This is a genomic window from Trinickia sp. (genome assembly GCF_036503415.1).
Classification (GTDB): Bacteria; Pseudomonadota; Gammaproteobacteria; order Burkholderiales; family Burkholderiaceae; genus Trinickia.
In genome coordinates, this window is the sequence record NZ_DASXWY010000161.1 from 1 (window position 1) to 11,862 (window position 11,862).

12 protein-coding genes and 2 pseudogenes are annotated in these 11,862 nt (G+C 61.5%); 5 read left to right on the forward strand and 9 right to left on the reverse strand.

What is annotated here, in order from left to right:
* The first annotated feature begins 3 nt into the window (after window positions 1-3).
* Window positions 4-252, forward strand: a complete 249-nt coding sequence (locus VGL01_RS20000) for a hypothetical protein (RefSeq protein WP_331572486.1) — start codon at window positions 4-6, stop codon at window positions 250-252.
* Window positions 253-749: 497 nt separating this feature from the next.
* Window positions 750-1,997, forward strand: a complete 1,248-nt coding sequence (locus VGL01_RS20005) for an acyltransferase (RefSeq protein ID WP_331572393.1) — start codon at window positions 750-752, stop codon at window positions 1,995-1,997.
* Window positions 1,998-2,135: 138 nt separating this feature from the next.
* On the opposite strand, the gene VGL01_RS20010 is transcribed toward VGL01_RS20005, so the two are convergent.
* A complete protein-coding gene (locus VGL01_RS20010) occupies window positions 2,136-3,041 on the reverse strand; it encodes a LysR family transcriptional regulator (protein WP_331572395.1) in 906 nt (301 codons plus the stop codon).
* Between the two features lie 136 nt (window positions 3,042-3,177).
* Here VGL01_RS20010 and VGL01_RS20015 point away from each other — a divergent pair, with 136 nt between their 5' ends.
* Window positions 3,178-4,335, forward strand: coding sequence for a CaiB/BaiF CoA-transferase family protein (locus tag VGL01_RS20015; protein ID WP_331572398.1), 1,158 nt, complete (start codon window positions 3,178-3,180; stop codon window positions 4,333-4,335).
* A gap of 35 nt (window positions 4,336-4,370) precedes the next feature.
* On the opposite strand, the gene VGL01_RS20020 is transcribed toward VGL01_RS20015, so the two are convergent.
* Window positions 4,371-4,895, reverse strand: coding sequence for a low affinity iron permease family protein (locus VGL01_RS20020; RefSeq protein WP_331572400.1), 525 nt, complete (start codon window positions 4,893-4,895; stop codon window positions 4,371-4,373).
* A gap of 205 nt (window positions 4,896-5,100) precedes the next feature.
* Here VGL01_RS20020 and VGL01_RS20025 point away from each other — a divergent pair, with 205 nt between their 5' ends.
* Window positions 5,101-5,544 carry an anti-sigma regulatory factor gene (locus VGL01_RS20025; RefSeq protein WP_331572402.1) on the forward strand — a complete coding sequence of 148 codons (444 nt, stop codon included), beginning with the start codon at window positions 5,101-5,103 and terminating at the stop codon, window positions 5,542-5,544.
* A 6-nt stretch (window positions 5,545-5,550) separates the two neighbouring features.
* Here the strand turns inward: VGL01_RS20025 and VGL01_RS20030 are convergent.
* The 7 genes and pseudogenes from VGL01_RS20030 to VGL01_RS20055 form a co-directional block, all read right to left on the reverse strand.
* A pseudogene (locus VGL01_RS20030) lies at window positions 5,551-6,633 on the reverse strand (PAS domain-containing protein); the annotation flags it as partial.
* 36 nt (window positions 6,634-6,669) lie between these two features.
* Window positions 6,670-6,915 (reverse strand): annotated as a pseudogene (locus VGL01_RS26165) (phosphatase RsbU N-terminal domain-containing protein); the annotation flags it as partial.
* On the reverse strand, window positions 6,912-7,532 hold the full coding sequence (locus tag VGL01_RS20035; RefSeq protein ID WP_331572405.1) for a SpoIIE family protein phosphatase: 621 nt from the start codon (window positions 7,530-7,532) through the stop codon (window positions 6,912-6,914). The gene VGL01_RS20035 and the pseudogene VGL01_RS26165, both read right to left, overlap by 4 nt.
* Complete coding sequence (locus tag VGL01_RS20040; protein WP_331572407.1) at window positions 7,529-7,930, reverse strand: anti-sigma regulatory factor; 402 nt, start codon at window positions 7,928-7,930, stop codon at window positions 7,529-7,531. Before VGL01_RS20040 ends, VGL01_RS20035 begins: the two co-directional genes overlap by 4 nt.
* On the reverse strand, window positions 7,920-8,294 hold the full coding sequence (locus VGL01_RS20045; protein ID WP_173258902.1) for an STAS domain-containing protein: 375 nt from the start codon (window positions 8,292-8,294) through the stop codon (window positions 7,920-7,922). The genes VGL01_RS20040 and VGL01_RS20045 overlap by 11 nt, the downstream gene beginning before the upstream one ends.
* A 4-nt stretch (window positions 8,295-8,298) precedes the next feature.
* The gene (locus VGL01_RS20050; RefSeq protein ID WP_331572409.1) at window positions 8,299-9,273 is read right to left on the reverse strand and encodes a protoglobin domain-containing protein; all 975 of its coding nucleotides are present in this window, start codon (window positions 9,271-9,273) and stop codon (window positions 8,299-8,301) included.
* A 177-nt stretch (window positions 9,274-9,450) separates the two neighbouring features.
* A complete protein-coding gene (locus VGL01_RS20055; RefSeq protein ID WP_331572411.1) occupies window positions 9,451-10,509 on the reverse strand; it encodes a LacI family DNA-binding transcriptional regulator in 1,059 nt (352 codons plus the stop codon).
* Window positions 10,510-10,699: 190 nt separating this feature from the next.
* Here VGL01_RS20055 and VGL01_RS20060 point away from each other — a divergent pair, with 190 nt between their 5' ends.
* A complete protein-coding gene (locus tag VGL01_RS20060; RefSeq protein WP_331572413.1) occupies window positions 10,700-11,857 on the forward strand; it encodes a sn-glycerol-3-phosphate ABC transporter ATP-binding protein UgpC in 1,158 nt (385 codons plus the stop codon).
* Window positions 11,858-11,862: the final 5 nt, after the last annotated feature.

An 11,862-nucleotide genomic window follows, 5' to 3' on the forward strand; every position in this document is an offset into this window, starting at 1 on the left:
CTTGTGCTGACTGGCCCGGTTTTCTTCGGGCTTTCGCGCATCGATCCGCTCGCGCGCTGGGTCGGCAGTGAAGCCGTGTGGTCCGCGCTTGCGCCGTTGTTCCGCCTGTTCGGCGCGGTAGGCATCGAGGGCGAGGAAACCGTATTGCTCGGCGTGCTGCTCGTATTGAGCTTCATCATTGCCGCCCTGATCGTATGGGGCGCAGGCATAATACTCACGCGCGCTAGGGCGCATCGCGCCGCCGCTCATTGACAGACCCCACGCGTCGCCTTGTGCGCTGGTGACGCTGTTATGCGGGGTGATCGCCCATAGGTACCTACGCGTACTGAGCCTGCGCGTTCGATCGTGAGCTACGCAAGTCTCGGAATCACAACTTCCCTGGTGTCTGGACGCGTGAGCAGATCAGGGCGTTCACCGACCACAAGTTCGGTTGAAATATTCTTGACGCGCACGCGAGCTCATGGGTACCTGGGCTTCGCGCTGGCAGGACGGCGTCCCGTCCGGAGTCAAAGGTATATGGTGACGTTGAACTATACGTTCTAGCCGACGCACGTAAAATGCCGCCGTTCAACCTCAAGCGCTCGACGACCGCGAAAAAGAGAAGATAAAAGCCGCGCTGTGCCACTCGTTCCAGCTTTAATCGCGTTTTCCGTCTTTGGGGCGGCGGCAAGAGCCCGTAAGACGAAGCGGACCATGAGAAAGGCATTTATACCGTAAGATCGGGGGTATTCTAAAAATGAGAACGAGAGATGGGTCGAAAAATCAACGCAGGAGAAAGATTCGAATTTATCGAGGGCATGCGCGGAATTGCTGCGATCATGGTGCTTCTAGGGCATTACTGTTCCGCCTTCCTTCCTGCTTTCGCGCGCGTCGCGAAGACGCCGCCTCATTTCTCATGGGAGACGTGGATCACGGGCACGCCGGTATTTTCGCTGATCAATGGGACCGTGGCGGTATATATGTTCTTCACCATGAGCGGCTTTGTGCTCGCCGGTTCATTCACCAAGTCGAATTTTGGTATCCCGTCGCAGATTGCCAAACGATTCCTGCGCCTGTACCCGCCGATCGTATGTTCCGTGATATTCGCGACGCTGCTGCTTTGGTCCATGCCGTCGGTGCACGCCGATGCGGCGAGGGTCAGCATGTCGAGTTGGCTCGCGGGATTGTCGCTCGACCCGTTCACACCTCATTCATTCTTCGGTGAAGCGCTGCTGAGCTCAATGCTGACCGGTTACGGTGGTGCGTCGATATTTGATCACACACCCTACCTCAAGGACGTATTCCCACTAACGCCGTTCAGCATCGCAGCCAATATTCCTCTCTGGTCGCTCCATGCCGAGTTCTGGGGGTCAATGCTGGTGATTGCTCTATCCGCCATTTATCGTCGGTTGCCAAGGCCCGCGTTTTGGCTCGTCTTCGTCGTCTTGTTGTTCGTGACCGGAACGAGCAAATACTCGTTATTCCTCGCTGGTTTCGCTGCTTATATGGGCAGACATCGACTGTTGTGTCGCAACAGCGCACAGTGGTCCACCGTAGGCTATGCGCTGCTCGGGCTGGGTGTCACACTGAGTTTCACACGTTACTATCAGCAATTTCAGTTGGTACTTGATGTGCTGGCCAAAGTGAATTTGACAAAAAGTGTCGATGGCGCGCAATTCCAGTTTTCCGTCGCCGCATTGGCCACCCTCTTGGGATTATGCATTACACCGAGCTGCCGATCATTTCTGTGCAGTCGTGTGCCAATGTGGTTTGGGAAAATATCGTTCAGTCTGTACCTGACGCACTTTCCAATACTTTTTACCGTGGCGTCTGCCGTCGTGACGATTGCCGCGCGGCACCTAGGATATGGTGGGTCGATAGCACTGTCGTGCGCCATCGCGTGGCCTCTCACGTTCTTCGTAGCAAGTGTGTATGAACGGTTCATCGATCAACCATCGATCGCTTTTTCCAAGCTCGCCGCCGAGCGTCGATCTACGCGGTCGGCACCGGCGAGCTAGCTCGGATTGCACGCTCATCGGCGAGCGACTCGACTTCTTCCAAAAGCGAATCGCTCATAGCCGATCCTCAGGCTTCGCGAGTTGGTTGTAGTGCATGACGCTGCGGTAGCTGATTCCTTTGTCTTCAGCCCCTTTGCCTCACTCACTTTCCGCACGCGTTCCAAGATACTTCACGAGCCGCTGGGCCGGCGGTTGCAACGCATCGAAATCCTTGCAACAGACAACGAAACGCCGGTATGCCCATGCGTCGTTCAGCGGAACGATCCGCAGCCCGAGCGCGCGGCGATAGGTTCGGCCGACCTCCACCGGCACAACGCTGATCCCCAATCCCGCGGCGGCCACGCGAAACGTGGCATCCAGGTTCGAGACGATGACCCTGTACGTTATGGTCTTACCGACGTTCGCCGCGGCTCGCCTGAGCATCGTATGCACCGAGGAGTTGGGCGGCAGCCCTACATGGTCATACTCGAGCGTCTGCTCGAAATCGATCGACCTTTTGCTCGCCAGCGGATGATCGCGATGCGCCGCAATCGCAAGGCGATCACGCCGATAAAGTTGCGCGTGCAGGCCGCTGCGATCGACGTTGTCCCAGCAAACGCCAATCGCCGATGTTCCCTCGCGCACTTGTCGAACGAGATCGGTCGACATCCGCTCCTCTATATCGACACGGATATTCCTATTCTCGGGCTCACGCATGAACGATGCGATATCGTCGAGCAGACTCTCGGCCATCGCCGAAGGCGAAGCGCAAATACTGACCCTGCCACGCAGCCCCGCACCCAGCGCGGCAACATCGCTCTCCATCCGTTCCATCGTGAAAAGCACCGCCCGCGCATGCTCGAGAAGCGCGAGCCCGGCAGGCATCGGATCGACGCCGCGGCGAGAGCGCGAGAGTAACGGCACCCCAAGCTCGCTCTCGAGTTGTGCAATGCGCTTGCTGATCGCCGATGGCTCGATATGGGCCTCCTGGGCGGCGCGCGCTATGTTGCGGTGATCGCACACGGCGACGAATAGACGCAGCGTTTTGATATCGATGTCGTGCATCGGAGGAGGCTCCTCGATGCCGCGTGCGCGGCACATGGCATTCCGGATCGGAACGATAACGCCTGCCAAAATACCGCTTTTGACGCCGATATGGAACCGATACAGTGCCTGTAGCTATGCGCATTGACGAGGCAATATGAGCAATCAGACCCATTGCAACGGCCGCCTCCCGCTCGAAGGCGTACGCGTGATCGAATTCACGCATATGGTCATGGGGCCGACCTGCGGAATGATCCTCGCTGACCTCGGCGCCGAGGTCATCAAAATCGAGCCGCCGGGAGGCGACAAAACGCGACAGTTGCCGGGGCTCGGCATCGGCTTTTTCCGCTCGTTCAACCGGAACAAGAAGAGCGTCGTGCTCGATCTCGATACGCCCGAGGGAAGGCGGACCGCCATCGAATTGATCGGGACCTGCGACGTCATGATCGAGAATTTCCGCCCCGGGCTGATGGCCAAGCGGGGACTCGACTACGCGTCGCTTTCGGCTCTATACCCGGGACTCGTCTATGTTTCGCATAAAGGCTTTCTTCCCGGACCCTACGAAAAGCGCCTCGCACTCGACGAAGTGGTGCAGATGATGGGAGGCCTCGCGTATATGACGGGACCGGTCGGTCGCCCGCTGCGTGCCGGCACGTCGGTCAACGACATCATGGGTGGCATGTTCGGCGTGATCGGTGTGCTTGCCGCGCTGCGCGAGCGCGAACGCACGGGTCGCGGGCAAGAGGTGCAAAGCGCGCTCTTCGAGAATTGCGTGTTCCTCTGTTCGCAGCATATGCAGCAGTTTGCGATGACGGGCGAGGCACCTCCGCCCATGCCAGCGCGCGTTTCAGCCTGGAGCGTGTACGACGTCTTTACGCTGGCCGAAGGCGAGCAGCTTTTCATCGGAGCCGTGAGCGACAAGCAATTCGTTACGCTGTGCCGACTGCTCGAACGCCCCGATCTCGCAGCCGAGCCGCGCTTCGCCACGAATGCCCAGCGCGTGGCCGTTCGTCCGGAACTGCTCGAACGCCTCGGCGCGATACTCGTGCAGCTTCGCGTCGAAGACCTGACACCCAAGCTCGAGGCGGCCGGTATTCCGTACGCACCGATCGTTCGCCCGCACCAATTGTTCGACGATCCGCATCTGAAAGCGAGCGGTGGCCTCGCACCGATGCGCACGGACGACGGTGGCATGACCGAGATAGCGTTGCTGCCGCTGACGATGGACGGGCGCCGCCTCGGCGTGCGCCGGGCACTCGCCCGCATCGGCGAGCACACGCAGGAGGTGCTTTCCCGTCTGAAGGCCATCGTCTGATCCGCGGACCGGGTGCTGTTTCCTCGGTCGTGCTGTTACTTGTTCTTCCCCCCGGGCCTTTCTTTTGCCTCGTTGATCTCGCGTTCGACCTCGGACCGGACTTCCTCAGTTGCCTCCGCATTTTTCGAGAGTGCCAGATAAGCATTCGCAATGCGCCGCAAGTCCTCTTCGCACACGTCCTCGATTCCGATCAGCTCGCTGTTCGCTCTGCGGTTTGCCGCTACGAGCTCATTGAGCTTCAGATGAATCGCGACGCTGTCCTTGTTCTGGCTTTGCTGAATCAGGAACACCATGAGGAACGTGACGATGGTCGTGCCAGTATTGATGACGAGCTGCCAGGCATCGGAAAACTTGAACACCGGGCCGAGCACGCCCCACGCCGCAATGATGATCACAGCGATGCTGAAAGCGATAGGCGAACCGGTCCATCGTGTTACTGCGCTCGCAAACGAATCGAACGCGCGCGTGATCGGGTGTCGGTTCGAATAGGGCGGCAGCGAAGAATCGGGCACGTTGTCGTAGGGATCGTGCCGCGGCGAATCGTTCGTCGGCGTGGACATGGGCGCTCCTCTCCGGGCGTATCGCCCGATATGTTGAAATGTGAATATCGAAACAGATCGGTGGGCAACGCCAAGCGAGCAAGCCGCGTGCCGGCGGGGAGGGACGACGCATCGATGCGGCGGTGCTAGGATGCATGCACGCCAAAAACAGCGAGGGCATTCGTATGAAAGGAGTCCGTCGCATATACCGCTCAGGGCCGTTGCCGTGACGACGCATCGCACGCTCGGCACTGCAGTGCATGTGTCCGTGGTTGGCGAATCGGATGTCGCCTGGACGCGGCAGGTCGTTCGCGAACTCGGTGCGCAGCAGGGCCTCCCCGAAGCCCGAGTGGCCGCGTTGGCCACCGCGGTGACTGAAATCGCACGCAATATCGTCGTTCACGCGGGCAGCGGGGAACTGACGTTTCACTCGACTGCGGATGGGCAGCGTCGCGGTGTCTTCGTCGTTGCGCGCGATGACGGCCCGGGGATTCCCGACATCGCACGCGCAATGCAAGACGGCTATTCGACCAAAGGAGGCGGGTTGGGTGCCGGACTGGCAGGCGCGAAACGCCTCGTCGACGAATTCCACATCAGTTCGGCACCGGGTCAAGGCGTCACGGTGACGATGACGCAGTGGCATGACGGCGGCGAGCGAGACCTGCTTTAGCGTTACTCAGCGCAGTTCACGTCTGACCTCCACCGCCTCGAGGGGCAAGGTCGCAGTCAGCGCAAAGCCGGCGCCCGGTGCCGTCCGGATGCTGACCTCGCCGCCCAGCAGGGCCGCGCGCTCGCGTATGCCGAGCAGCCCGAACGAATGTCTGCCCCGTCGATCGTTCTGGGCCGCGCCGCGGCCGTTGTCGACGACCCGTACGACGCAGTGCGGCTCCTCGCGAACGATATCGAGGACGACCTCCGTTGCGCCCGAATGGCGCGCGATGTTCGTCAGCGCTTCTTGCACCATCCTGAAGAGATCGATCCGGCATTCGCGGTTGAACGCAATCGCGTCGGCGTCGATATGGCGGGTCACCTTGATTCGATAACGCGCCGTGAATTCGTCGATCAGCGTATCGATCGCGGGGATCAGGCCCAGGTCGTCGAGCATGACAGGGTGCAGATCGGCCGCGATTCGCCGCACCGAGTCGACAAGCTGATCGATCATCCGGTACATCGCCTTGAACGCCTCTTTCGGCGCGGGCAGGTATCCGCCGCCGCCTGGATGTTCGAGCATCGACGCGGCCATCTTCAAGGCGGTCAACTGCTGCCCCAGATCGTCGTGCAGCTCGCGTGCGATGCGGGCCTTCTCTTCCTCGCGGATGTGCTGGATATGCCCTGACAGACGGCGCAGCTCTTCTCCCGATGCGCGCAGCGCTTCCTCGTCGCGCTTGCGATCGGTGATGTCCATGATCCAGCCGACCATGCGATAAGGCTCGCCCTTGTCGTTCCACAACGCCTGCCCGCGGGATTGGACCCAGCGGAACTCGCCTGACTTCATGCGCACCCGGTATTCGACGTCATAGAGGCGACGCTCGTCGAGGTGCTTTTTCAGAGCTTGTTCGACGCGGTGCGCATCGTCGCGGTGAATCGCGCCGAAATGCGCCTGGCGCTCATTGGGCAGCTCGTGATTTTCATAGCCCATGATCCGCTTGAAGTGCGGGGAGAAATAGATCGCGTCGGTCTGCGGATTCCAATCCCACAAGCCCGCGGTCGTGCCGCTCACCGCCAGTTGAAACCGTTCCTCGCTCGCCGCCAGCGCCGCGCGATAGCCTTCGATGGACAATTCGAAAGGCGCGAGCAGTTCGTTGAAGAACGCTGCCGCGGCTTGCGCGAGCCGGGCCCGATCCCGCGATGGGGCAGGGAGCACGAGTTCATCGAGCGAAGCGTAATGCAGCGCAGCCATATCGAGCAGTCCCACGCCCTGGCTCAGGGCGCGCCGGCCGATCTCGTAAGCATGCGTGAGCCCTGCTTCGCCTTCGTGCTCGAGATAGGCTCGAAGCCCGCTCAGGTATTCGGCTTCGAGCGCGGCGAGCTGCGTCGTCATGCGTGCGCTCCGAGATAGCGGGCAACGACGACATGCGCGTCGTCCGTAGCCTTGCCGTATCGTACGAGGATGGTTTCCGCAAGCTCCTGTGGGGTGAAGGCAATCGGCATGCGTGCGGTGAATGTGCTCTGTATGCCGTCGGTGACCATCACGAGCGTATCGCCGCGCGATAGCGACAGGCGTTCCGCTCGCAGCGGGGGGAGGCGGTAGCCGACGACGCCGCCACGCGTCGAAATCGCGCGATCGCGCGCGTGTGCGTCCAGTTGGGCCCGAACGAGAACGCCGTCGACGTTACCGACGCCCGCCCAGGTCATCGAGCTGTCGCGAGCGTCGAACGACGCGATGCTCATTGCGGCGCCACGCGTCTTTTGCAGCCCTTCGTGGCAATGCTGCAGCACTTGCAAGATGGGTTCGCGCGCGTGCGCCTCGATGATCGGCGCCGCCGCGCATGCCGCTTGCGCCGCTTCGTGGCCATGCCCGAGACCATCGAGCAGCGCTACCACGGCCCCGTCGTCGAATTGAACGACGACGTGCAGGTCGCCCGAGACGCTTTCGAGCGCACGTCCCGCCCAACCCCATTCGATGATGGGTTCACTAGGCGGGGACGCGGCGTTCATCTCAGCCATCTCCTCATCGTGACCTTCGTGCCTTTGCCCACGACGGAGATCAACTCGAACTCGTCCATGATCCGCTTCGTCCCGGGCAAGCCCACGCCGAGGCTCTTCGCGGTCGAATAGCCGTCGCGCATCGCGAGTTCGATGTCGGCAATACCTGGACCCTCGTCTTCCGCGACGATCAGGATGCCGACACGCGCGCCGTCGTCGAGCTTTCGCAGCATGACTTCTCCGCGGCGTGCATAGCTGACGATGTTGCGCGCCATCTCGGAAATGGCGAGTGCGATGATGGTCCGGTCCGTCATCGAGAATCCGGCAGCCGCAGCGAGTTCGCGCCCCTTCTGACGGGCAATGACGACATCCTCTTCGCGCTCGATCGGCACGTGAAATTCATCCGCCATCGCCAGCGCTCCCGTTCGCGGTATCGCCGAGATGGGCGAGGCCCTCCTCGAGATCGAGCGCCGTCGCAATGCCATCGAGCGACAGGCCGAGCTGAACCATCGCAAACGCGACCTCGGGCTGAATCCCGACTACGACGGTCTGCGCACCGCGCAGCTTCGCGATGTAGGCGATGCCGCGCAATGTGCGGGTAGCGAACGAATCGAGCACGTCGAGCGCGGTGACGTCGATGACGACGCCTCGCGTGCGCAATCGACCGATCTTCTCGGCGAAGTCATCCCGCAGTTGAACGAGATCCTGGTCCGACAGCGCCGATTGAATCGATGCGATGAGTACATCGCCTTGCTTGAGAATGGGAACGGACACGGTATCAGCTCGTTGCGTTGGCGCGCGACTCGTTGGCGTTGCCTTGCGACACGCGATAGCCCAGAATCTGCTCGGCCAACTCGATACCGCCTTGCAGATCGCCGACCGTATCGAGGAGCCGATCGAGCTCGATACCCAGCGCGACCAGCGATTGCGCAACGGCCGCCGTGATACCGGTTACGATGACCCGCGCACCCATGAGTCGTGCCGCGGTTACCGTTTGCAGGATGTGGTTCGCGACGCGCGAATCGATCGTCGCCACGCCAGTGACGTCCATGACGACCACCTTCGCGCGCCGTGCGCGCACCGCTTCGAGCAGGTTTTCGGTGATGAGCCGGGCCCGGTAGGTATCGATGACGCCAATGATCGGCAACAGCAACAGGCGATCGCGCAATTGCAGGACCGGTGTCGACAGTTCCCGAATGGCTTCCTGTTGCTGTCGAATGATGCGCTCGCGTTCGAACACCAGCACATCGACGATCAGCCCAAGATCGAAGAACGCCACCTTTTTCAGCGACATGAAGGCATCGAACGCTTCGAGTGGCGCGTGCTCCGAATGCGTCATGACCTCGTTGCCGATGAACCTCAGCAGTTGATGGAATGCGCCGAGAAAAAACCGCATCTCGAGCCCTGCCACGGCGTAAAGCCGGCCCAGCTCGATGCGCTGCGCCACGTAATGTCTGCTGTAGTCGCCCGATACAAGACCCTGCAGGTGTTCCGCCTTGAGACGCTTGGCCTTCTCGAGCAAGGCTCGATTGTCGAACAGCGGACGAGCCTCGTCGAACTTGGCGAGATGCTCGAAGAACGCGGCCGCGTACTCGTCGACGCGAGGCAGCACGAGATCCCTGATGCGCGCAATGCGGGCGAGGTCGGAGTGCTCCAGAGCAACGACTTGCTTGCGGCGTTCGATGGCGCCATCGTTGAGCCCCATCTGATGCATCAATGCGAACGATTCGCGTTGTTCGAGCTGCTCCCCCATGCGCCTCTCCTCGGATTTTGTTGGATACGTGAGTTACGGACGGACAGATCGTTTGTTCAGATTTTTTCCAAGTATAGCGATGCGTGCCGAACTGGCAAGGCTGATGCAGGCAATCATGCGCGCGGAGCAAAGGGAGAGCATGGCATGCAATGCCATGCGCGTCACGCGTTGGCATCGCTATGCGGTCGTGTTCCTCTTGACTGGACGGCGCCTCGCGGGCGGCGGGGCCGTGGAGGCGCGTACGACGAGCCGCGGTGCCGAGGTCTCGCAAATCTCCGGTTCCCCATCGGGCGCACGCGCACCCTTGACGACCAGTTTGCGCAGCAACGTGACGGCAAGTTGTGCTGCCTCGGCCGTCGGTATCGCGACGGTTGTCAATGCGGGCCGCGATTCGCGGGCGAGATGAATGTCGGTGATGCCTATGACCGACAAATCGCGCGGCACGTGAAGGCCGACATCGGCCGCCGCGTGCATGGCTCCGAGCGCCGGCAGGTCATTGGTCGCGAAGATCGCCGTGAGCGCGCGGTGCTGCTCGAGCAGCGAGCGAGCAGCCGTGTAGCCGCCCTCTATCGTGTCGGGCGCGTGAATGACGGTGCTGGCATCGATTTCGAGTCCGGCTTCCCGCATCGCGGCAACGAACCCCTCGTGACGCGGCGTATGGATACCGGACGCTTTGCTGCCGACGATGGCGCCGATCTTTCGATGTCCGAGCGCGATCAGATGCGATGCCGCGAGCTGCCCGGCCAATGCGAAATCGACTGCCACGCAGGGCAGGCGCGGTGGGGCTTCGGGACGCTCCCACATGCACAGGACGACCGGTGCGCCGCGTGCTTCGGTCGCCGCGAGATCGGCGAAATCGAGATTCGCGTTCATGACGAGCACGCCTTCCGACAACGTACCGGCGATTTGCTCCAGATAGGCGCGACCCATGGCCGGATCGTCGTTGGTATTGCAAATGATGACGAAGTGCCCCGATTCCCGGGCCGCACGTTCGACCGCGAGCGCGAACTCGGGATAAAACGGGTTGGCAATGCTCGAGACCATCAACGCGAGCGTGGGACCGCGTCCCTCCGCCAGCGCGCGTGCCGCAAGGTGCGGACGATAGCCCAGGGTGTCGATGGCATCGAGTACGCGCTGACGCGTTTGCTCGCCGACACGGCCACGCTTGCGCAATACGTTGGAGACGGTGGCGGGCGTTACGCCGGCCAACCGTGCCACTTCGTTGATCGTCGTCATGCGTGCTCAGTATTTGGGATGAGTGTTCAGAGTTTGCAAGCTGCTTCGAGTAACGGCACTATGGCGCCCATTAGATCAATGAATTCGGAGACAAGGCAAAGGCGCGCGGCCTCGATGGCCGTTTTCCTATGCCGGCTTGATTAAGCGCTTAATCTCCGACTTCGACCGATTACATCACGGAGCGGAAGCGATGGCGAGCATTTCCTTGAAGGGTCTTCACAAGGCATATGGCGATGCAGCGCCGGTCATTCGCGATGTGAACCTCGAGATAGGTTCGAACGAGTTTTGCGTTTTTCTCGGACCGTCAGGGTGCGGGAAATCGACGCTGCTGCGAATGATCGCCGGCCTCGAAGACGTCACGGGAGGCGAGGTGCGCATCGGCGAGCGACTCGTCAACGACGTGCCTTCGGCCGAGCGCGGTGTCGCAATGGTGTTTCAGAGCTACGCGCTCTTTCCTCACATGACGGTGTTCGAGAACATGGCCTTCGGCCTGAAGCTCGCCAAGACGCCGAAGCAGGAAATCGTGCGTAAGGTGCACGAAGCCGCGCGCATTCTTCAACTGGACGCATTGCTCGATCGTCGGCCCAAGGCGCTTTCCGGTGGACAGCGCCAACGCGTGGCAATCGGACGAGCGATCGTGCGCGAGCCCGGAGTGTTCCTTTTCGATGAGCCGCTTTCGAATCTCGATGCGACGCTGCGCGGGCAAACGCGGATCGAGATTGCGCGCTTGCATCGTCAGTTCGCCAAGGCCAGCGTCGTCTATGTCACGCACGATCAAATCGAGGCGATGACGCTCGCCGACAAAATCGTTCTGCTGCATGCCGGTAAGGATACCGAGCGTTACGGCAGCATCGCTCAGATCGGCGCGCCGCTCGAACTCTATTACCGGCCCGCGAGCCGTTTCGTTGCGGGCTTCATCGGCTCGCCGCGCATGAACTTCCTGCCGGCATCGATCGCCTCGATCGATGCGGATGGCGTGAGCGCCGTGATCGATGGGACCGGAGAAACGGTGCGACTCGCGGTGGACGGCTCATCGTTGGTCCCGTCGCAGCCCGTCACGGTGGGCGTGCGGCCCGAGCATCTGACATTGCGCGGTGGCGGCGACGTGAACGTCGCCAGCTCGCTTGCGCTCACGCGTGAAGTCGTGCTCACCGAACGCCTCGGCGAGCAGACCTATGTACACCTCGATGCGCCGGACGGCCGCACGCTGATCGCCAAGGTTGCCGGCGACGCACGCGTCGAGCGGGGTGCACGCATGTCATTTGGCGCACCGGCTTCGGCATGCCATCTATTCGGGGACGACGGCTTTGCCATCGCACCGCTGCAATCGATCGAACACTACGCCTGAGGAGG